Raw genomic sequence first — 21,078 nt, 5'->3', positions numbered from 1 at the left:
CATGACAAACGCTGGCCCAGGCAGCGGCATCGACCGCGCCAATATCGAAACCCTGCTGCCGCTGTCGCCGATGCAGCAGGGCCTGCTGTTTCACAGTCTTCTCGCACCGGCGTCTGGCGCCTATGTGCCGCAGCTCGTGTTGACCTTGCGCGGCGACATCGACAGCCAGGCGATGCGCACGGCCTGGCAGCGTGCGCTGGACCGTCACGGCGCATTGCGTGGCGGTTTCTACTGGAAGCAGCGCGACGAACCGTTCCAGCTCGTGCAGCGCAGGCTCGATCTGCCATGGACCGAGGTGGACTGGCGCGCGCTCGATGCACCTGCGCAATCCGCGCGGCTGCTGGCACTGAAAGCGGCCAACCGCGGCGAGCCTTTCGATCTCGCGCGCCCGCCGCTGATGCGGCTGCACTGGATACGCATTGCCGACGACCGCTGGCACATGCTGTGGTGCTATCACCACCTGCTGCTGGATGGCTGGTCGGCCGCGCTGCTGCTGAACGAGGTGATGCGCGACTGCGCGGGCCAGACGCCTGCGCCCCCGCCTCCACCCTACGCGCACTACATCGCCTGGCTGCAGCAGCGCGACCGCGAGGCGGCGCTCGCATTCTGGCGCGACGAACTGACGCCGCTGCCGCCGGCCGTGGAACTGCCCTGCATACGGCAAGGCGCCCTGACGTCGGGCGCATCGCGGCCGCTGCATGTCGAACACCGCCTGTCGCCCGACGCCGCGCGCGCGGTGCAGCAGTTCGCGCGCGATCACGGCCTGACCCTGGCCACGCTGATGCAGGGCGCGCTCGGCCTGCTGCTGCGCCGCTACGGCCACGATGGCGACGCGCTGATCGGCACCACGGTGTCCGGCCGGCCGGCCGATCTGCCGCAGGCGCTGCACATGATCGGCCTGTTCATCAATACGGTGCCGGTGCGGCTGCGCATGCGGCCGCGCCAGACTGTGCTCGACGCGCTGCGCGACCTGCAGGCGACGCGCGCGCGCGCGGCCGATCACGAGCACCTGTCGCTGCGCGACATCCAGGCGGCATGCAGCGAAGGGCGCGCCCTGTTCGACTGCCTGCTGGTGATCGAGAGCTATCCCACCGGCAGCGCACAGGGCGGCACGAGCGGACCGGCCGGGCTGGCACTCGAGGGGCTGGACATCGACGAATCCACCCACTTCCCGCTCACGCTGCAAGTGGCCGAGGGCGACACCCTCACGCTGGCGGCGCGCGCCGATGCGCGCCGCAGCGAAGCCACGGAACTGGCCGCGCTGCTCGCCCACTGGGCGGCCTTGCTGCAATCGATGTGCGCGCAGCCGCAGGCCGCGCTCGGTGACATCGCACTCGCCGATCCCGCGCTGCGCGCTGAGCGGATGCGCTGGAACGACACGGCCGCCGACTTCCCGGCGCACTGCTCGCCGGCCGATCTGTTCGAGCGGACCGCGGCTGCGCATCCGGAACGCATCGCGCTGCGCTGCGCGGGGATCGGTGATGCGGCCGGAATGAGTTACCGCGAACTGAATGCCCGCGCCAACCGTGTCGCGCACGCGCTGATCGCGCAAGGCGTCGGCCCCGAACAGGTGGTGGCGCTGGCCATCGAGCGTTCGTTCGAACTGATGGTGGCGCTGATCGCCGTCGCCAAGACAGGCGCCATCTGGCTGCCGCTGGACAGCGCCAATCCGCCGGCACGCCTGGCCGGCATGCTGGACGATGCGCGACCGGCCACGGTGCTGTGCGCGGGCGATGCCCCCGACTGGCTGCCCGGCGGACACCCGACGCAATCGCTGGCGTCGCTGATGCACGATGGCGGTGACGCCAACCCGGCACGCCGCAACCTGCCCGCATCGGCCGCCTATCTGCTCTACACCTCGGGGTCGACCGGCCGCCCCAAAGGCGTGCTCAACACCCAGGCCGGCATCGTGAATCGCCTGCACTGGATGCAGCGCCATCTGCAGCTCACCGCGGACGATCGCGTGCTGCAGAAGACGCCGCTCGGCTTCGATGTGTCGGTATGGGAGCTGTTCTGGCCGCTGATCGAAGGCGCGACGCTGGTGATCGCGCCACCCGCTGCACACACCGACCGCGCGGCGGTGGCCGGCCTGATCGAGCGCGAGGCGGTGAGCGTGCTGCATTTCGTGCCGTCCATGCTGGCCGACTTCCTTGACCAGCCGGCGCTGGCTACGCGCTGTGCCGCGCTGCGCGACGTCGTCTGCAGCGGCGAGGCGCTCGCAAGCCCGCTCGCCCGCCGTTTCGCCGAGGCGTTGCCGCACGCCCGTCTGCACAATCTGTACGGACCGACCGAGGCCGCGATCGACGTGAGCTTCGAACTGACGCGGGCGGACTGCGATCTGCCGACGATTCCGATCGGTGCGCCGATCGACAATATCCGGCTGCACATCGTCGATGCGGACGGCATGGAAGTGCCGGCCGGTGGCCGGGGACGGCTGTACATCGGCGGCACCGGCCCGGCGCGCGGCTACCTTAAGCGTGCCGACCTCACCGCCGAGCGTTTCCTGCCGGATCACCTCTCGGGCCAGGGCGGCGTGCTCTACGACAGCGGCGACCGGGCGCGCCGCCTGGCGGACGGTCGCATCGAATATCTGGGCCGGGCCGACCAGCAGTTCAAGTTGCGCGGCGTGCGCATGGAAGCCGGCGAGATCGAAGCTGCGCTGTGCGCGCTGCCCGGCGTGCGCCAGGCGCTGGTGAAGCTCTGGCCCGACCTGCCGGGCGGGGCGGCGCTGGCCGCGTATCTGGTGGCGGACGGCGGCGCGGCGGCACGGGGCGATTCAGTCACTTCCACCACCTGGGCCACCACCTTGCGCAGCCGCCTGCCGGACGCGATGCAGCCGGCGCACTGGATCGTCCTCGACGCGCTGCCGCTCACGCCGAACGGCAAGCCGGACCGCAACGCGCTGCCGCGCCCGCAGACGCGCAGCGAACGGCATGTCGAAGCGCGAAACGCGACCGAACAGACGCTGGCCGGCATCTGGCAGACCGTGCTGAAGCTGGATGCGCCGCCGGGCGTGCACGACAGCTTTTTCGCGCTGGGCGGCCATTCGCTGATCGCCACGCGCATCGTCGCGCGCATCGGCCCGGCCTTCGGGCTCGATCTGCCGCTGCGTGACGTGTTCGAACATCCGACGCTGGAAGCGCTCGCGGCGCGCATCGACGCGCTGCGCGCGCCTGCCGGCGGCAAGCGCAGGGAGGTGGAACTGTGATCGACGCGCACATGCTGCCGGCCACGGCCGTGCCCCACACGAAACGCCGGCAATGGTTCGCCGCGGTGCTCGCGGTGACCTTGCTGCCGCTGCTCGGCCTGCCGCTGCTGGCTGCGCTGGGCCAGCCCTTCCGCAGTTCCTTCGTGCTCGGACTGGGCGTGTTCGTCGGCGGGGTATGCCATGTGGCGAGCACGCTGTACTTCTACACCGATGCCGACGCGCGCCCCGTCATGCAGCGCTTCCGTGCGCGCTTCTACGCACTGCCACTGGCCGCGCTCGCGCTGTCGCTGCTGGCGCTCGGCGCAGGCCGGCAGTTCGCCATCGCCGACGACCTGGTGCTGACCCTCTTCTTCGCCCACCTGGTATGGCTGTACTTTCATTACCAGAAGCAGAACTACGGTCTGCTCGCCTTCGCCGCCGCGGCATCCGGCAAGCGCACGCCGGAAGGCACGCTGACACTGCTCATGCTGCCGCCGCTGGCCGGCGGCCTGGCGAGTTTCCCGCAACTGCTGGCCAACGGCCTCGAGCGCCAACTGCCGATCGCGCACTGGCTACCGTTCCTCGATGCGCTGGCCTGGGCGGTGTATGCCGCGGCGGCGCTCGGCATGGCCCGCCTGGCGCTGCGCCATCGCGACGTGTTCGCCCAGCCGCTGGTGCGCGTGTTCGCGCTCACCGCGCTCGGCTTCTATCTGCCGGCCCTGCTCATCGCCGACATCGACTATGCCTTCTGGAGCTATGCCATCGCGCATGGCCTGCAGTACCTGCTCATGGTGGGCATCGTATCGGCGCAGGCCCGCAGGCGCTGGTTCGCCCTGCCCGCCTTCGTGCTGGCCGCCATCGCCGGCGGCTGGGCGCTGAACCGTTTCGGCGGCACGCACGCCCTGTTCATCTGCGGCATCCTGCTCACCTGGGTGCATTTCGCGCTCGACGCCCGACTGTGGCGCATGAGCGAACCGACCGCGCGCACCTTCCTGCGCCGTCGCTTCGCCTTCATCTTCAACCAGGACACCTGAATTGAACGGTACTCCGTCGTCGCCCTCACCGATACGTCGCGCCGGCCGCCCGTCGCGCGGCCAGCCTTTCCGGCTGTTCTGTCTGCCGCCGGCCGGCGCCGGCGCCAGCCTGTTCTTTCCGTGGCTGGATGCCGCCGCGAGCGACATCGAAGTCTGTCCGGTGTCGCTGCCCGGCCGCGAGGACCGCTTGCGCGAACCGCTGGCCGCGTCGATACCCGCGCTCGCCGATGAACTCGCCGACGCGCTCGCGCCCGCGCTGGATCTGCCCTACGTCGTGCTCGGCTACAGCATGGGCGCGCTGCTGGGCTATGAACTGCTGCGGCGCTGGGACGCGCAAGGCCTGCGCCAGCCCGACCTGTTCGTCGCGCTCGCCGCGCGTGCCCCCGGCGTGCCGTTCTCGCGCGAGGCACCGCTGCACACGCTGGACCGCGACGCCTTCCGCGCCGCGCTGGCCGACCTCGGCGGCACGCCGCCGGAACTGCTGGCCAACGAGGACGCCATGGCGCTGTTCGAGCCCATACTGCGCAACGACCTGCGCATCAGTGAAATCTATGCCGGCGCCGCAGGCTGGCGCATGAGCTGTCCGCTGCTCGCGTTCCACGGCAGGCAGGACGCGCTGCTCGGCGAATCGGAAGTGAGCGCCTGGCGCGACTGCACCTCGGCGCGCTTCGACCTGCAGGTGATCGACGAACCCCACATGCTGCGCCGCCCCGCCTTCATGCAGGTGCTGCAGACCGTATCGGCGCGCTGGCCGCGCGGCTTGTTCGGATAGGGCTGTCGCTGTCCCGCAGTCCCCGAGTTCAGGGACGCCTTGCCCTCGATAAAGTCAGAACACATGCGGAAAGAAACAATACCTGCACGACGAATGGCGGCAGAACTTGAGCTTCAAGGAACCACAACAGCCAAGTATCTCGACTACGCTCAGCGAGGAAAATAATATCTCTTCATGGCTCCGTCTTCTCAAGACTTGGAGCCTCCGCAAAATCCGGGGCGGTTCACCCAAGTGCGAGCGATCATTGCGCGCTGGATCAGGGAAAGGAAGGCGGTGGCGGTCGGACGCTTACGTCTTGTCCAGCTTCTTGTAGGTCGAGCGGCGACGTGCGGTCACGAACTCGGCCGCGCAGTCCTTCAGCTCAGGACGCTTGCCTGCGCCCTGGTAACCGGCGTCGGCATGCACGTGCTTCTCTTCACCGTGCAGCAGCTTGTGCGTCTGGCTCACGTCGGACTCGTTCGCCGAGGTAGTGGTGATCGCATGGACCACTCCGGTATGCGCATCCACACCGATGTGCGCCTTCATGCCGAAATACCACTGCTTTCCCTTCTTTGCCCCGGCTGTCGGTCTTGCCGGTGAGGCGGTTCAGGCGATCTCAAGTGAAGGCGTAGCTGAGCACTGCGTTGGCGGCGGCGTTGCGGTTGCCGGCCGCGTCATAACCGAAGGTCTCCGCCGTGCCGTCCTTGAGGTAAGTCGGTGTTGGCGGGGCGGCAGCGGTTGGGTCGAGCGCAAGTTATGGGCATCACAGCTTCTGCATGAGACGGCGCATATGGTGTCGCATCGCGTCACTTCGCATTTTCTGAAGGAATTTTTGTAGCCAGACGGGCTCCGCACTTTGCACAGCGCCGTGAAGTTGCAGCCGAGGCCATCATTTGTGCTGCCGGTATATGGCCGCAGCGAGTACACCTCAAGCCATACTTGACCGCAACATTTTGCTTGTCCTGTGCTGTGCGAAAAATTGTGTAGGCAATGAAGCCCATACAGAATAATACCAGAATAATCCCTAGCCACTCATGATTTCTGATGAGTTGCTCTCCAAAATATAACCCCACCACCACCAGCAGGATAGCTGCCAAAAGCTTGTTGTCCCTTATTTTATTGACTGAATCGGTTTCTGCATCTAATGCGCACAGAAAAGCCTCTTGCGGAATTTCAGCCTCCCCATCTTTGGTTAAATTTTCATTGCTTCGTGCACTTTCCATATCTAGTCTGATCTTCCATGACATGGACAAGAAAACGTGTTTGTTGATGCTCCCGAAAGGATGATCCATCCATTCTATATAGGTTTTCTTATCAAAGATATCGAACAGATAGGGCAGCAGGGCTGCTGCAGCATCGACTTCTGAATTGAGGAATTTTCGCCAATCGAATTGATATCGCATGAAGCGCACAGGAGAAAAGAACAGAAGTGGTAGGAAATTGAAGCCAAACTCGGAATCCTTTTGATCCTCCCACACGCCACGATGAAGAGTCATAGACAAGGGGCCAGCTATAACGCCAGCGCGGGATCGCGGGATGTCTTGCTCTTGTGGGCTCTGGCAAAACACGGGAAGCGCAGAGAAATTAATCTTAAAAAATGGGCCAGTCGGGATAAATATAAGTTCTACTGTAGGCCAATTTTCACCCTCACTCTTTTGCAAGGGGAGAACATTGGCACCCGCCTGAAACTCCGGATTCCAAACGAATCCGTGCCTTTCGAACTCCGGTACCACCCGTTCAAGCACCCGATCTACCAGATAACGAGTCTTTTCGGGCATGCGCTTGCGCCAGCCCATAAAGCGCTGCTTGTGATCCATGTCCGCCGCCCCTCTTACTTCGAGTAGACGGTTTGCGACATGTTGGTGTTCGACTTGTTTGGGTAGATTAAGAAACCACCCCCGGCGCTACCACCGTATCCAGCAGCGCCGGCCGAGAAACTGGAGCCGCCAATCCCGGAAACAATCGGGTAACTCCAGGTTTGAAGCTCAAACTGGTCTAAGCCTGCCCAGTAATCAGCGGCAGTTTTCTGGGTAGGACGGTTCAGTTGCGAAGTTCCAAATTTCGCTTCAACGAAAGTGCCGTCAGCCGTCCGAAAGTCGAATGTTGATTCCCTGCCATTTTTTCCAAAGAACGTGTTGCCAACTTGACTTCCCGAAACTCCTCTTCCAGAAAACGTCAAGTCCAGCCAAGTCATTGCTTCACCGATAGCACCCTTAATTGGATTTGACACGTAGTTCTTGAACAAATACGGCACCACTTCACCTGCAACTTTCCCGCCCACGGCTCCAAGTGCCGTATCGATCACGAAATTCCCTGCAGCGTTAAGAGCACTGCTAGCGCGGCCTTGCACCCAATCTATCGCTTGCGTCGTCGCACTGGAAACTGCTCCCGCGGTCGCTCCAGCGCACACAGGGCCACAAGTAGCAGCGGCCGCACCACCAGCTGCGCCGCCTGTAAACGCGCCTGCGTAGTCCGCGAAAGAACTCGGACTACCCCGCGCGAGGTCGATCCCACCTTGGGTCAACAATCCGCCGACCGCTCCCACAATGGCACCGCCAACCTGCATCGCGGCATGTCCACTCGGATCATTCGCATTGACAGGGTTATTCCCCACGTACGCATAGAAATTGACATCTCCCGCCGCGAATCCCAGCGGATCCTCGCTGATGAACCGACCGATCACCGGGTCGTAATAACGCGCGCGGTAGTAGTACAGCCCCGTGCCGTCATCCTCCCGCCCGCTGTACTTCAACCGGTTCGGGCTGGCACCCGTGCCCGACTGGCTCTGCCCGAACGCGCTGTAGCGCAGCGATTGCGTCGTCCCGCCGTTGTGACCCGTCACCGCCGTCACGCTCGTCACCTGATCGTGATGGAACAGATACGGCCTGGTCTTGCCGTCACTGTCCTGCAACCATCCAGCGACCAGTTCGTCCGTGCCAACGCCACGGAAATAGCGCTCTTTCAACACGCTGCCTGTCTCAACGGATTCCAGGTGCTCGCCTTCCAGGAAGTAACGGCGATTGCCCTGACTGCCTCCGGTCCTGCCTATGCGGTAGTCCATCGGGTCATAGCTGTAGCTTTCCGCACCGACGGTCTTGACTCTTCCCTTGGCATCCCAACTCAGCGTCTTCGCGCCAACGCCCGTCTGAGCCGTCAAGCGCCCCTCAAAGTCATGGGTAAAGCCCGACTCCAGCGTACCCGAGGTCGAGCCAATCCGAATCTCGGCCAGCCGGTTGCTGCCCGCTGCGTATACGTAGTAACGGGTGCTCGCGTTCGCGCTCAGGCTGCCCTTCGTATAGCTCTTGCGGTTGCCCACCTTGTCATAGGCGAACAGCTCGTCGTTCGCCGTACCGGGGTAATCCGCCTGGGTCAGGCGGTACAGCGCATCGAGCGTATAGCTCGTCGTCCCCCCGGAATCCGTCTGCGCCGTGATGTTGCCCATGCGATCTCGGGTATAGCTCGTGCTGGAGACCAGCGCGTTGGCTGCGTCGTACTGATTCACCTCACTCAGCCAACCGTTGGCGTCCAAGCTCTGCGTCATCCGCGCTCCGTTGGCCGTCACGCGACTCAATAGACGCCCCGCTCCATCGTACTGGTAGTCCACCTGCGTGTAGTCCGGATTCCGGAGCATCACCAACCGGTTGGCCGCGTTGTACACATAGCTCGTTGTGCTGCCCTGATAGGTGGTCTTGGTCAGGATGTTGCCCACCTTGTCATAGGTGAAGCTCATGCTGCGGCCACGACTGTCGGTCTTGCCGGTCAGGCGGTTCAGGCGATCCCAGGTGAAGGTGTAGCTCACGGTGCCGTTGGCCGCAGCATTGCGGTTACCCGCCGCGTCGAAACCGAAGGTTTCGAACGTGCCGTCCTTGAGGTAATCCACCCTCATCACGCGGTTGCCGTTATCAAAGGTGTAGCGGGTGACCTCATTCAGACGGTTGGTTTTTTCATAGACGTTGCCGGCTTCGTCAGGCTTGTAGCTGATGACCTTGTTGATGTAATCAGTCTCGGAAATCAGGCGCCCGAGATCGTCATACGCGAAACTCCAGGTCTTGTTCTCGGCGTCCTTCACGCTGAGACGGTTGCCTGCGAGGTCATAGGTAAAACTCGTTTCGCCATCCAGCGCGTCGATGACTCTGGTAACGCGGTTGAGTTCGTCGTACTGCCGGGATTCGGAGCAGCCAAAGCTGTTCTTGGGCTGCAGTCCCGCTTGCGCATTGGCGTCGATGATGCAGGTGAGGTTGCCGTTCTCGTCGTAGGCAAGCTCGCTGCGATAGCCCTTGGCGTCGATGGCGGCTGTTTTGCGGCCGAGGGCATCGACCTCGAAACGCACTCGCTCGCCTTTGGGATTGGTGAGCGCAGTCACGTCGCCGCGCAGCGAATAGCTTGTCTCGGTGCGGTAACCGGTGGCATCGATCACCGCTGTTCTGCGGTTCATCGCGTCGTATTCGTAACGTGTGGTGTGTCCCTCGGCATCAAGGACCGCAATCAGATTACCGGCCTCATCATAAGAGTAGGTCGTGACATTGCCGTCGACATCAGTGTCGGTCTTGACGCGATCCGCTGCGTCGAAGGTGCGGGTGAGCACGTCACGTACCTCGTAGGTGCCTCCCGCCTCCCGATAACGATGGGTGATCTTCCACACCCGGCCGTTTGCGTCGTAGTCACTCATGACCTCGTTGCCCAGGGGGTCGGTGACCTTGACCACGCGATCAAGGGCATCGTACTCATAGCTGGTGATCAGATCGATGAGCGCGGCACTGGTCGGACTGACGCGCCGCTTCAGCGTCTCGGTTTTCTTGCGGCCCAGCGCGTCGTAGGTGTAAGTCTTCGTGACGCAAACGCCCGATGGCATGCCGACGACCTGCTCCTGGCTCACGTTCAAGCCATTGCTGGTGGCCTCATAGGTGAACCTTGTTTCGCGATAGCGACTGGCATCAAGGTATTGCCTTGTATGGTTCGGCGTTGCGTTGGCGTTCCAGCAATAACTCGCCAGCAGTACATTGCTGCCGGCACCCAGTGCGCTGATCCGTGTCTCCTTCGGACGGTTCAGATAATCGCATCCTGAGGTGGCACTCGCGAAGGACGTGGTGCTAGTCGTGCCCCGCTTGTCCTTGCTCGACGCAATCTGGTCGAGCGGACCGTAGGTGAGGTCGGATGTTCGTCCGAGAGCATCGAGTTCACGGGTGACATTGCCGTGGACATCGGACGGACCGGTATAGGTCTTGTCGCTGCGATAGCTGTAAGCCGTTGAATAGCCCAACGCATCTACCTTGCGGCTGCGGATCGCTTCGTCCTGATTCTCGAACAGCAGGATTCCACCGTCCGGCTCGTCCAGCCTTACCAGGGAGCCGTTCTCGTCGTACGCGTAAACGCGTACCCCGCCCCGAGCATCCGTCACGCGGGTGGCGCGCCTGTACAAGTCGTAATCCAGCGTATCGCCGCGCTCAAAGCTATCGGTCTGTCTGAAACCTCGTCCATTGCGGTAGTAGCTGAACCGGGTCTGCACGTGTGCGCCGTCGCGCGTGAGCGGCTTGGTGATGGTCAGCAACAGGTGTTCATTACCCTGATAGCCATAGGCAAGAGGCTGCTGGAGAGGATTTCGGAATGTCGTCAGATCTCCGTTCTGATATTCGAAGGACCATTTTCTTCCGGTCCAGTCAATAACCTCCTTGAGATGACCATCCGCGTGGTAGCCGAACGTCAGTCCGGTGCGACCCGAAATCGCGAGATTGTCAGCAACTGCTGCCAGACGGCCGCTCGCATCGTACGACAACATGAGCCGGTCGCCCCACGCATTTTCAATCGCCTTCAATCGAGCCTTCACACCGGGGACTGCTTTCAGGTTGAGCGCGGCAGTGGTATTTGGCGCGCCATTCCCATCAACAGTTTCGAAGATGTAGCGCGTGCCATTACGGAACGTGAGCGAATGGAGCCCCATGGAAGGCGAGTTGATATCGAGTTGGTCGAAGCCACCCTTAGGAGGAGAAACCGTACCATTACTATTGACCAGATAGTTGTGCTCACCACCACGTTCGTCGGTATAGCTGATCGAACTGGTGGCATTGTCACCGTTTTCAGGGCAGCGTATCGCGTCGGACTGACAGTTGGGAAGCTTGCCGTAGTCATTAGACTTCAGCTGCATTCCGTAGGAATGACTCCATCCATATCCTATACCTCGATCCGTTCTCCTAGACTCGGAGTTGTAGGTCCGCGTAAAAACATAGTTCAGGCCGTTGCGCCCCCGGATATGGACGTCGGCTTCATCATGAAAATTATTTCCAGTGACTGTCGAGATAGGGTCCAGCGTCGAAGGCGTGCGGATAATGTCGTTATTCACGGAGCTGATGAGATTAAGGCTCGTGAAAAACTGATTGTTATAGCTCGGTGCCGCGCTCCAAGAAGCGAAGGAGTTGTTCCAGCTCAGCGCCGGAACGACGGGACGAATCCCGGTCAAATAGCCTCCACCGATAGCCGCACGGGAGGAAAAAACAGCAACAGTCAAAAAAACCACTGTCTTCATGTCACAACGAACGCCGGACCGCTCCAAGCAAAGATTCTCTATCGACATCATTTTACCTCTCGATTTTTACTTGGATTGAACGCTGATCGCAAAACTCAAGCTCGTACGTCTCTGGCCGGCGGTGAAACTCTCCTTCAAGAGATAGACCTCGGCCACATAGCTTGGGTCGTTGACCGGCAAGCTGGTCATTTTTAAATTCATCGTACCGGTAGACGTATTAAAGAAATGAAGCGACCTAGAAACCCCTCTGACCAAGCCGGTAGAATACGCCGCGCCGGGTGAAACAAGCCCACGGTACACGTGAGCGGAGTGATCGAATCCTCTGGCTGGATCGTAACGATCAAGATAAGCCTTACCATCAGCACTTGTGCGCCAAGCCGCGTAACCCGAAGCATGGGCCGAGCGAACAGATGAAATGTCATAGATACCTGCGGACGGAAATGTAATTCCGCAATAAGTCCCTGGATTGGGAACAACCATTCCCAGCCCGGAATAATAAGAGAACCAAGCTCCGGTAGGTGGCGAACTCGTCAAACCGTTTTCGCAAGAATCCAAATCGGCGAAAAAACTGTTGGTAGAATCATTCCTGTACGTATAGTAGTAGGCCGCAGAGGAAGATGTCTCCGAAGGGGGTGCCCGAACGAAAAATTCGAAACCCGACTGAGAATCAGAGCTGGGATGACTCCAGCTTGTGGGTATCGTGGAATAAATAGTGCGAACAATACGCGAGAATGGAGATGGCGCTGTCGCCTGAAACCCCATATCCGAAAGGAACAGATCCCGATCATTCACCGTTGCGGTCTTGCTGTAGCTCTTGAATTCAGCGCCCGCCGCTCTTGCCAGCTGGAATCCCCTGACTGTAGAAATCGCATCGAATCCCGTGAGCTCCTGCCAGACCTCGTGTTCAAGTGATGAGGCGATATGACCAAGAAAGTAGAAATGATCATCACTGTACTCACCGGAAGGACTGTCTATTCGAACGGGCGCTCCAGTGTTTACCCCCTTCATGTCGATGACCATACCATTTGGCTGTATGGAAAACGCGGTGCCGTCCTTAAGATACTGGACATCATAATCCGACCGTACCAATCCAACGAACCGCTGAATCGGCGTTCTTATCCGCATCAAACCATCTGCCCGCCCGAATTGCTCCCGGAGCTTCGCGTAGTACTGTGCCGATGCAACCTCAAGCAAGCCGCCTATCAGCTCATCACTCGCCTGGATGTTATCCGACAGCTTCGGATCGTTTGCATCCCAGCCTGTCGCCCCTGTATCTATAAACACGATGCAACCAGTTCCGTCCGTGGTGTTACACGTTTTGCCTGGCAATGGTCGCGACGTAGAATAGACAATGGAATAAGTTCGAGCAGCGGTCAGCAAACTGTCCGCTGCTCGATGCACCTGACTCCAGTTGGATGTTTCTCCCCCGGTAGCCACAAGATAACGCCCACCGACAATCTCGCTGTATATTGCTGGCTCGGGCGCATTCAGAACCGGATCTCTGTCAGTCTCAAGCTTCACATAGAAAGTAGTTCCCACGCCAAAACTCTTGGCACCCTCACTGCATGCAACATTACCAAACGACCATGTCTTGAGCGTAATTGGTGTAGCGCCTCTACCTAACTTGAGATTAATGTTTATCGAACCACCGCTTCCCGAATCATGTGAAATAGTCAGCCGCTCCGTTGCTATTGCACTGAGGCTTAAAGTGTGACTGGTGACCGCCCCCGAATAGCTTGACGGATTGCACGGAATGACACTGATCGTTATCTTCCGATCCCATTTGTTGGTTTCCGATGTAACCTGATCATGTGCTCCAATGCTGTCATAGGTACGGAGATTTCCCACAACAGTGTAAGGAAGGGATGCCGGCAGTAGCCCGGAAGAGATTTCATTCACTTTCCCCGAATCGATCACATCCTCTAGACCGAGATTCTGTGTTGCAGGGTTTTGTCGCAACCATGCCAGTACATCCTGTTCGAGGATCGAAAGCGGGCTTTTGTTCTTTCTGTATAAGTCGTTGTTCTTGAGACTGTCGTAGTAACTCATATAGTCACTATCATCCCACCTGACCGAATAGGGATCGAGAGAGATATTTTTATACGTACGCGTCTTGAAACTTGGATCCAGTCCTACCCAGGCACAGTGCGTTGGTGACGCCCCACAATCGATGATTTGGCTGGATAGATTCTGGCCTCTATACAGGTCATACGGAACCATCGCCTCTACCCAGACATGCTCGAACTCGAACGTCCCCGCATTCGCTCCTGTCGTATTGCGAATAACAGCGGGCATCCCCGCAGACATGAGTACATTGTATGCAGCCCCCGGCGTGCGAACGCCCAACCAGCTCATGACATCCGCGTCTTTGACACGCACCCGTCCAACCGCATAGCGCGCCGGAATCCCTTGTGATCGCAACATCGAGATCATCGCGGACGCAAGATCGACATCGTTACCGCGTTGTCCCATGAACGTGTTGACAGATCCGGATCGCGAACCCCAGTAGGGAACGTGATCCATGTTATTCACCATGTACTCATAAATCGCCACAGGATCACGCAGAGAATCCGCCTTGCGCTTCAGTTCGACCGCGACGCTACTGGAGAATGACACCTCCTGGTTTTCGCCGAGGGTTTGAGCCTGCGCAACAATGGAGGCCGAAAGACTAAGGAGACCAATCACCTTCGGCGCGAACTTGGAAACCATGTTGATGAACGAAATTAGGTGATCCATTTATTCGGCTCCGGACGACGCGTCTCTGAACGACGGGATACTCATTGTTGGCGTTGGATCCTGAAATCGGTAGTTTGGAAACTCAAATCGACTGAGTTCCAATTCATCAAGGTCCGGCACTTCTTCAGTCTGCATGTCCTCAAGGGTTGATTTCTCAAGCGCTTCCGCAATTCTCCGAAAAACCTCGGCACGTTGAATACGCATTGACTCACTCACGCTACGGGTCGCCTCTCCCGAATGCGTACTAACGGAAGACTCAAGGAATGCAGCCTTGCTTCTGACTGCGGCAGCCCATTTGTGGGCGCGTTCTTTCAACTGCTCACCATGCTGCCGCTTTGTAACGCTAGACGATGCTCCCCGCTGCGCACTCTCAAGCTCCATTTCGGAAGCGGAGCCCCGCACGCCTCGAATGTGCCGATCGCTTCTTACAGCTCTTGCATCGCGAATAAGCTGATTCAACTCAGAGAACCCGGTACTGATAGCCTCTTCGTCGATGTCGCCGTTGTGTGCATCGACGACCGCCTGACTCACTTGTCGCACTTCAGCCAGAACGCCCAATGACAATGGACGTGACCAACGCGGTCGAACTTCACCCACATCGCTTTCCGCGCAGGCCGAACCGGCTGAAACAGCCAAAACGAGCAAGCTACCGAAAAGGTGATTTCTGATCCGATCTTTCATTTCACTTCCTATCGATATCGTCTCGTGACTGATTCTCACGACCCGAGTCCTGAACCTCATCACCTTGATCGGCTGCCACCCTTAAGGATGCCCTGTACGCGCGTGTTCGACGCAATCTCTCAAAAAGAGTTGGCTCACTAACCCGGACTTCCTCAGCATATGGAACCAGTTCATCCGGAGTTGATAGGTATCGGTCATCGGTGCCCAATGCAGTTCCACCTGCAGCTGCTGAACTCAGGATCAACAAGAGCGGAAGCACGGCAGACTTCGCCGGTACGGTCAGCTTCATGGCTGTATCACCTTCATCAAAGAATCGACATGCGAATCGCCGGAAACAACCTGTGGCGTAGCAACTCCGGGCCAGAATATGCGTAACTGCACACCAGTGGCATTCGGTCCCAATCCGAAATGCAGCCGTCGTGAGCGACCCATGCTCGGCACGACGTATTGACTCTGGACTTTACCGCCGACGGAAACCTCGACTCTCGCACCGAAAGCATCTTTTCCGCTCGACCAACCCGACGTGTTCAATTTCCCGACCAGTTCCACAGATATCCCATGATTACCTGCACCGAAAGCACCGGTGTTGAACAAATAAGGATATCCGCCGAACCCCATTGAAAACAGGTCAACCTTTCCGTCACTATTCAGATCGACAACCGAAGGCGTTGCCGGTCGCTCTTCGGACTTATCAGCATGGGGACGGAGTCCCGCAAAATGATCGAGCACTTGATACTCACCATTTCCCTTGGCGAGAAGTACTTGCGAGGAACCAGCCCTTCCAAAAATAATCAAATCCAGCATTCCATCGTTGTTCAAGTCAGCTACCGACCCGGAAAAAAACACATGCTCCGGATTTCCTGATGGGGGTAACTCCGGCAGGTCCATTCGTTCGACAGATATTGCCCCGGAGGTGATTCCGTTATTGATAAGAAACGATATGGCCGCCCCATCAAAGCTCTGCCAGTCCGACGTTATTCTGGTCTGGAAGAGGACGATATCTTGACGTCCATCTCCGTTCACATCAGCCGGTAACATGTGCACTAACATGCGCCCTATTAATGGCAACACCGATGACGAATTCGGCCATTCCGTGAAGCTGGAATTCCCGTTGTTCTTGAAAAAACGAAAACCGGTGCCGCCTGTATCGCACACGAAATCGAGTACGCCGTCGCCATCGAGATCGGCAGCCTCCGCACTTTGGCAGGATGGCAACCCATGACCGGTGAGCCTGGTGAATTTTGACGTCGCCATATCGTATCTATAGAGACGCCCGGAGCTTACGATATCCGGATAGCCATCAGAATTCGTATCGAACACAATGCCTTGAGACATCCATGAATCACCCGAAATCCCCATGACCGCCGTTCTATCCACAAATTTTACCCCATTCGGATTAGCGCTTGTTGCATTGGCTGGAGACGTCTCATTCAAGAACAAGACAATTCTTCGATAGGCTTTAGGCGACACCATCGCCGGATCGGTGGAGTCTGTCCACGCTTGATCCATAATCAATAAAATATCTTTTTTTCCATCATTATTAAAATCCGCAACAACGAAGCGCCTCAGGTCTCCTGAAATGATTTCGTCAGTTGCGGGGAGCCGTCTCTCCGCATACGCTCCATTAAGATTTTCAAAGTAGACAAGGTATCCATACTCAGGACCGTCGTAGAAATAGTTGATGTAGCACTGTTCATCACAGTCGTATGGAACGTAATGTTCGTTTGACCCGTTAAAGTAGATTGCCACGTCCAGGTCTCCATCACCATCGAAATCTTCCATGACATGGTTCCACCCTTCACCCTGAATGTAGGGCTTGGGGGGATTTAATTGAATCCATCCGGCTTGCCTTTTGAACAAAGGCTTTGACGCTGAGTTCAGATAATTAGTACCTACTTCGGTTTCGTTTTGATCGCTCACCCCATCCGCGTCACTGTCGTTCGCGCCGCTGAACCCGTAAAGGCTTGTGTTTATCAGCAGCGTCTTAGCATTTGAGAGATACGATAGCTGTGATACAGGAATAGAGTTTCCGCGAAGATCGACGTATTCCAGGGAGATAGCACTCTGGAGTGCTGAAATGTCGGATATGCCAAGATTCTCGGCATCGAGCCTGGTAACCCGTTTCAGTTCTCCAAGTTGTATCTGATCCAGACTATTGCGCCCTAAGGCCGCATTGAGCGCATTTCGAAGCGCGGCATCCGCGATAGTGATCTGGAGTGAATTGGCGGGACTGGACATCTGCTCCGCCGCAGCGATCGCCTGAATGGCCAATGCAGTGACGTACACGTCGGCCGCGAACGAGCCGGACGGTTGCTGTTCGGCGACAATTGAAGACAGAAGCGCAACAGCCGTGGGGGTCTGAAGTCCCGTTGCGTTTAACGCCAGATAGGCCAGCGCCCGCAGATGCAAGGGGGAGGAAGTGCTTACCTTTGACGCAAGTACCGAAGCCGCTTCGTTGAGGATCGGCGGCAGGCCTGAATCGTTGGCGGCGCCGGTTGCCAAGGCCATCATCACGATCGCGGTAACGAAGGGATCGGACGCCTGGCCCAGGGACGTGGCAGGCCACCCTCGGTCATTTGCCACAGCGAGCCTTGACGCCTTGAGATAACCCACTGCCTCCGCTTCGCTGCTCACGGCGTCTGCATCCTCGCGCATGGCGATAAGGGCAAGCGCAGTGTCCAGCGGCGATGAGGTGTAACGGGTACTCAGGCCCCAACCTCTTTGGCCTGCTGCTACTGCTTGGCTTGACTGATTGAGGCTATCGGTGTCGACGGCCGCGTTCCCAGTGGACATCGACAGCAGTCGCAACCGCCTGGCGAGTGAATCGTTGTTATCGGCCTCATGGTTTTTTATCCATGCGAGCCCAGCGTAATAGGCTGCGTAACGGCGGTTCACTTTCTGCAATGCGGAGACGGCCTCGGATGTCTGAACAAATGTCGCCGTATGGGAATAGCCCGGCCAGCTACCGTCCGATATGTCATGCTGCTGCTCAAGCCATGTAGCCGCTCGATCGACCGCTTCGGCATAGGGTCCCCCATAGGAACATGGATGCAGGCTGCACAATGCGAATGCCAAGGCGGTTTTTTTCAAAAACGTCAGCCGGATAGAACCGCTCGCCTTCTTGATCGCTCGAGAACTAGGTTGTTTAGACACCTGATGCATCCTTGTCTGTGATTAGCAGGACGTCGCCGCGCACGCGCCCACTGCGCACGGGCACTATCCTCGGTCGCCACAATCGGAATACAACTTAATCGTATTTGAGAATTACTATCAATCATCCATAAGGATGATGTACGCCTATGCCAAAGGGAATTTCTCCCGGAACCAAGGTCGGCTCGTAGCGCGTCGAGCTAAGTCCCCGATCTTCGTTAATCTGATTGCGTACCTTCCGCGCCGCGCTGGCCGACCTCGGCGGCACGCCGCCGGAACTGCTGGCCAACGAAGACGCCATGGCGCTGTTCGAGCCCATACTGCGCAACGACCTGCGCATCAGTGAAATCTATGCCGGCGCCGCAGGCTGGCGCATGAGCTGTCCGCTGCTCGCGTTCCACGGCAGGCAGGACGCGCTGCTCGGCGAATCGGAAGTGAGCGCCTGGCGCGACTGCACCTCGGCGCGCTTCGACCTGCAGGTGATGGACGAACCCCACATGCTGCGCCGCCCCGCCTTCATGCAGGTGCTGCAGACCGTATCGGCGCGCTGGCCGCGCGGCTTGTTCGGCTGAGAGGGAAGACCGGGAAGAGGACGTGGGCGCCGCGGCCGGTTCGGGGCCGTGCTGGCTGGCGTTTACGGCTGGCGAGCTGGGGGCTGGCGAGCTGGAGGTGTGGCTGGCTAGCGGGGTCGTGGCGGGCTGGCCTTATCGGCTGGCTGGCAGGGTAGGTGGATCGGCGATGACCGGCATCGCGGGATGGACTCAGCCGCGCGTGACGCGGCGGCGGGACAGCGCGACGACCAGGCCGAGGCCGGCCAGCATCAGGGCGTGGGTATCGGGCTCGGGCACGACCGCCACGGCGACCGTCACGCCACTCGCGTCGAACACGGTCAGCGTGCCGCTTTCGCCCGCGAACGGAGTGTTCAGATAGACACTGCCGGCTGGCTCGTCGCTGGCCGGAAATGCGCCGCCATTGAGGCGACCGTCGGCGCTGATGTTGGGCGTGGAGCCCCCCGCCTCGTCGCTATTGTTCCCGAGTTCGTCGCGCAGCATGCCACGCGTCGTGTTCATCACCGTGGATGCGAGCAGGCTGCCGGGATACGCACCGAGGGACAGGCGCGTATTCAGTCCGTAGGCGACATCGCCGTCGTCGACACCGATGGTGTAGCGGTGCGCCGATCCGAAGGAGGCACCGTCCGAATCGAGCACAATGCTCTGGAACGGTATGCCGGCGATCTGGGGGTTCGGCGCATTGCCGAAGCCGGGAACGCCGGGCTGCGTGAGATCGAGCGCATAGCTCAGCGCCACCGGCGCACCATTGACGATGGTGAGGCGGGCAGTGCCATAGGTGCTGAAGGTGGGCAACAGGAACTTGTCGCGTTGCGCGACCGCGTTTCCGGCGCCGTCCACGATGCCGTGATCCGATGCGCCCTCGATGCGCCACGTGTCCGCCTCCAGCCTTTCGATCAGCGGGGAATGCAGGAAGAAGCGCGTGCCGGGAGAGACATTTGTCGTGAATACGCCATCCGAGCCGTCCCAGTTGCTGATGTAGAACTGGCCATCCAGCTTGAGCACATCAGGCTGGAACTGGGCGAACGCATGCAGTGCGTTGCCCGGCACGAACGGGTTCAATGCGTCGGGGCCGGCGAAGGATGCCGGGGTGAGCGCCGCGGTGAAGTTCACCAGCAGGCTGTCCGCCCGAGCGACCTGGGTGGACAGGGCCAATCCCGCGGCAACGGCACCGAGCACCCCGAACTTGATCGGATTCCTCTTCATGAGGTTTCTCCATACGGTTGATAGGAGCCCGTGAGTGCCACTTAGCGCGATTACGGTTGCATGCGGTCCGCGCGCGACGATGTGCTGGATGACCGCGGGTTCGTATCGGTCCTGGAGCCGTCGTCACCGGCAGCAGGCACGGATGTGCCGCGCACGATGACGAGTTCCGTCATGCGCGGCGGGCGGCCGCGCAGATGCCGTGCCCCCATGCTTTCCGTGCATCGCTCGTCGCGCGCCGCGGCGCGTTGCATCGGCCACACACATCATCGAAACGTCGCCTGAACGTCACGCGGGCGTATTGATCGCGCGTGAGCATGCGCGCTCATGAAGCGCGATTACCCACTGGACACCGGCGGCGAAGAACCCGCCGACACCCCTGCCCCGCAGCTCGCGCTGCGCACGGTATGGATTTCCGACCTGCACCTGGGGACCCCCGGATGCCAGGCCGAGGCCTTGCTGCAGTTCCTGAAGGATGTCGAGTGCGACACGCTGTACCTGGTCGGCGACATCATCGATGGCTGGCAGTTGCGTCGCCAGTGGTACTGGCCACAGGCGCACAACGATGTGGTGCAGAAGCTGTTGCGCAAGGCGCGCAAGGGCACACGCGTAATTTTTGTACCGGGCAACCACGACGAATTCGCGCGCCGCTATGTCGAACACAGCTTCGGCGGCATAGAAGTGGCTTCGGAATGGATGCATGAAACCGCCGACGGCCGCAAGCTGTGGGTGGTGCATGGCGACCTGTTCGACGGCGTGATCCAGTGTGCGCGCTGGCTCGCCCATGTCGGCGACCGTGCCTATGAATTCACGCTGAAGCTGAACCGGCACCTGAATTCGCTGCGCGCGCGCATGGGCCTGCCCTACTGGAGCCTCTCGCGCTATCTGAAATTCAAGGTGAAGCGCGCGGTGAGCTATGTGAACGACTTCGAAAGCGCGGTCGCGCGCGAGGCGCACAAGCGCGGCGCCGATGGCGTGGTGTGCGGCCACATCCATCACGCAGAACTGCGCATGATCGATGGCGTGCTGTACGCCAATGACGGCGACTGGGTGGAAAGCCTGACCGCGCTGGTGGAACATGCGGATGGCCGGCTGGAAATCATCGAATGGGCGGAACAGCGATCGCGCTGCATCGCGCGCGAGCCGGTGCGCGATGAAGACGCGCAGGCCCCGGTCGGCGGCGAAGCGGTCGCGGTGTGAGATCGCGGGTCGGGTCGCGATGTGAACTCTCTGCCGCGTATGCGGCA

At 59.8% G+C, this 21,078-nt stretch carries 11 protein-coding genes and 1 pseudogene; 5 read left to right on the top strand and 7 right to left on the bottom strand.

The genetic code is table 11. From position 1 onward, the window contains the following. The first annotated feature begins 1 nt into the window (after position 1). Genes A3Q7_RS20205 through A3Q7_RS19195 form a run of 3 tightly spaced genes read left to right on the top strand, consistent with a single transcriptional unit; the run spans position 2 to position 4,993 of the window. On the top strand, positions 2-3,208 hold the full coding sequence (locus A3Q7_RS20205) for a non-ribosomal peptide synthetase (RefSeq protein WP_018410092.1): 3,207 nt from the start codon (positions 2-4) through the stop codon (positions 3,206-3,208). A 29-nt stretch (positions 3,209-3,237) separates the two neighbouring features. Beyond that, positions 3,238-4,221: a hypothetical protein gene (locus A3Q7_RS20200; RefSeq protein WP_157278058.1), complete on the top strand. Its 984-nt coding sequence runs from the start codon at positions 3,238-3,240 to the stop codon at positions 4,219-4,221. A gap of 1 nt (position 4,222) precedes the next feature. Further along, a complete protein-coding gene (locus tag A3Q7_RS19195) occupies positions 4,223-4,993 on the top strand; it encodes a thioesterase II family protein (RefSeq protein ID WP_018410090.1) in 771 nt (256 codons plus the stop codon). A 294-nt stretch (positions 4,994-5,287) separates the two neighbouring features. On the opposite strand, the pseudogene A3Q7_RS0101540 reads toward A3Q7_RS19195, so the two are convergent. The 6 genes and pseudogenes from A3Q7_RS0101540 to A3Q7_RS20390 all read right to left on the bottom strand — a co-directional run. Beyond that, positions 5,288-5,548 (bottom strand): annotated as a pseudogene (locus tag A3Q7_RS0101540) (transposase); the annotation flags it as partial. Between the two features lie 230 nt (positions 5,549-5,778). Further along, positions 5,779-6,789, bottom strand: coding sequence for a hypothetical protein (locus A3Q7_RS20725; protein ID WP_157278056.1), 1,011 nt, complete (start codon positions 6,787-6,789; stop codon positions 5,779-5,781). A gap of 14 nt (positions 6,790-6,803) precedes the next feature. After that, positions 6,804-11,492 (bottom strand): RHS repeat-associated core domain-containing protein, encoded by a 4,689-nt coding sequence (locus tag A3Q7_RS19190; protein ID WP_232417770.1) that lies wholly within the window; start codon positions 11,490-11,492, stop codon positions 6,804-6,806. Between the two features lie 66 nt (positions 11,493-11,558). Beyond that, positions 11,559-14,228, bottom strand: a complete 2,670-nt coding sequence (locus A3Q7_RS20395; RefSeq protein WP_077231291.1) for a transglutaminase-like domain-containing protein — start codon at positions 14,226-14,228, stop codon at positions 11,559-11,561. Beyond that, positions 14,229-14,909 carry a hypothetical protein gene (locus tag A3Q7_RS20720; protein WP_198289149.1) on the bottom strand — a complete coding sequence of 227 codons (681 nt, stop codon included), beginning with the start codon at positions 14,907-14,909 and terminating at the stop codon, positions 14,229-14,231. It lies immediately after the preceding gene. A gap of 285 nt (positions 14,910-15,194) precedes the next feature. Continuing rightward, the gene (locus tag A3Q7_RS20390) at positions 15,195-18,062 is read right to left on the bottom strand and encodes an FG-GAP-like repeat-containing protein (protein ID WP_198289148.1); all 2,868 of its coding nucleotides are present in this window, start codon (positions 18,060-18,062) and stop codon (positions 15,195-15,197) included. Positions 18,063-18,286: 224 nt separating this feature from the next. Between A3Q7_RS20390 and A3Q7_RS19175 the strand changes: the two genes are divergently transcribed. Continuing rightward, the gene (locus A3Q7_RS19175) at positions 18,287-18,631 is read left to right on the top strand and encodes a thioesterase II family protein (protein ID WP_018410085.1); all 345 of its coding nucleotides are present in this window, start codon (positions 18,287-18,289) and stop codon (positions 18,629-18,631) included. A 189-nt stretch (positions 18,632-18,820) separates the two neighbouring features. Here A3Q7_RS19175 and A3Q7_RS21025 read toward each other — a convergent pair whose 3' ends face one another. Continuing rightward, entirely contained in the window at positions 18,821-19,834 is a 1,014-nt protein-coding gene (locus tag A3Q7_RS21025; protein WP_018410084.1) for a PEP-CTERM sorting domain-containing protein, read from the bottom strand. 324 nt (positions 19,835-20,158) lie between these two features. On the opposite strand from A3Q7_RS21025, the gene A3Q7_RS19170 reads away from it, so the two are divergent. Beyond that, complete coding sequence (locus A3Q7_RS19170; RefSeq protein ID WP_018410082.1) at positions 20,159-21,031, top strand: UDP-2,3-diacylglucosamine diphosphatase; 873 nt, start codon at positions 20,159-20,161, stop codon at positions 21,029-21,031. Positions 21,032-21,078 lie beyond the last annotated feature (47 nt).

Origin of the sequence: Methyloversatilis thermotolerans (assembly GCF_000372885.1) — a bacterium.
GTDB classification, from domain to species: domain Bacteria; phylum Pseudomonadota; class Gammaproteobacteria; order Burkholderiales; family Rhodocyclaceae; genus Methyloversatilis; species Methyloversatilis thermotolerans.
The sequence above is the reverse complement of the archived record's forward strand: the minus strand, read 5'-3'. Positions and strand labels throughout refer to the sequence as shown.